The sequence below is a fragment of the Oleiphilus sp. HI0086 genome (assembly GCF_001635225.1).
Window position 1 is genome coordinate 1 of sequence record NZ_LWFZ01000882.1, and the last position, 1,677, is coordinate 1,677.

Here is a 1,677-nt window from a genome sequence, read left to right on the forward strand (position 1 = left end):
GTTAGATCACCTTCGCTTCAGTCTTAAGTTTGTCAACCAATTCAGCAACATCGGCAACTTTAATACCTGCTGAACGCGTAGCTGGCTCTTCAACCTTGGTAATCTTCAAGCTAGCAGCAACATCAACACCCAGGTCAGCTGGAGTTGTCATTTCAAGCGGCTTTTTCTTCGCTTTCATGATATTTGGAAGAGAAGCATAACGTGGCTCGTTCAAACGCAAGTCAGTTGTTACAACTGCTGGCAAGTTCAAACCAACTGTCATCAGACCACCATCAACTTCACGAGTAACATTTACTTTGTCGCCATCAACAACAACTTCAGAAGCAAACGTACCTTGAGGCATACCAGTCAATGCAGCAAGCATCTGACCAGTTTGGTTGTTATCAGAGTCGATAGACTGCTTACCAAGAATTACTAGCTGTGGCTCTTCTTTTTCAACAACAGACTTAAATAATTTTGCAGCTTGTAGAGACTGAACTTCTTCGTCAGTTTCAATCAGAATACCGCGATCCGCACCTAGCGCCAGGGCTGTACGAATTTGCTCTTGAGCAACTTTAGGACCAATAGAAACCACTACGATTTCACTTGCAACACCCTTCTCTTTCAAGCGAACCGCTTCTTCAACAGCGATTTCACAGAATGGGTTCATTGCCATTTTGATATTAGTAAGATCTACACCTGAATTATCAGGCTTAACTCGAACTTTGACGTTATAGTCAATAACTCGTTTAACAGCGACCAGAACCTTCATAGATTCCTCGTTAATTAACAATTGAATTTAGAGGTCTTATCATTCTTCAAAGTTTTACTTACCCAAGCATTCGCTAACTAATAAAAATTAACAATGACCGGTAAACCCTGAACAACGACCTAGATAGACCCAGATACAGGCGCGAAGCAAAAATATAATTTACACTACTTTAGTCCATTCGGGCTCTTAAGCGGTGTTTTATCAGCATTTAACCCTCGAAAAAACCAGCAAATACTCACTAGCCTTCCAAGATTAAATAAAATACAGCTTTCGCGAAGCGCATGATTCTGCCGATAAATCGCTTTTAGGTCAATAGTTGCACATTAAATCGCACCTATTTCAACACTCTTTTTCTATATTTTTATGCTCTAAATCAATTGCGAATACCAGGATAACAACTACCTTTTACATACATTGAATAAACAGGTAAAATTCAAACGTTTGTTTGAAACTCTCTTTGCAGCACAGGAAGCTAAAGTGGCTATATATTTAGTCAACATGCTAAAAGAGAGGTATTCATCACTACTTCCGTCACTGCCATATTGTGAATTAGCATAGTCAGAAAGACTGGGGGTGCGAATTTCAGCGAATAACTGTATAATTCGCGCGCCGTAAAAAAGCGGAAACTAAAAACTGCGCTCTGGTCCAGCTAAACAGGCTTAACATCAGGACGCTATATAACGTATATGCACGAGGAGACCTATTGTGGAACGTGAATCGATGGAGTTTGACGTACTCATTGTCGGCGGTGGCCCCGCTGGATTATCAGCAGCCTGTCGTCTAAGACAAATCGCTGAAGAGACTGGTAATGAAATCAGCGTATGCGTTGTAGAAAAAGGATCTGAGGTTGGCGCCCACATCCTGTCTGGCGCAGTTCTAGAACCAACAGCGTTAAATGAGCTGTTCCCTAATTGGAAAGAAATGGG

The 1,677-nt window shown here is 41.4% G+C and carries 2 protein-coding genes; one reads left to right on the plus strand and one right to left on the minus strand.

The window, feature by feature from the left end:
* Window position 1: 1 nt before the first annotated feature.
* Window positions 2-751 (minus strand): electron transfer flavoprotein subunit beta/FixA family protein, encoded by a 750-nt coding sequence (locus A3756_RS15960; RefSeq protein WP_068508385.1) that lies wholly within the window; start codon window positions 749-751, stop codon window positions 2-4.
* 720 nt (window positions 752-1,471) lie between these two features.
* Between A3756_RS15960 and A3756_RS15965 the strand changes: the two genes are divergently transcribed.
* A partial coding sequence (locus A3756_RS15965) for an NAD(P)/FAD-dependent oxidoreductase (protein WP_255376521.1) occupies window positions 1,472-1,677 on the plus strand: 206 nt, incomplete at its 3' end.

Bases quoted from the DNA above. Each gene is read 5' to 3' on its own strand.
- A3756_RS15960 (WP_068508385.1), bottom strand. From the start codon at position 751: ATGAAGGTTCTGGTCGCTGTTAAACGAGTTATTGACTATAACGTCAAA.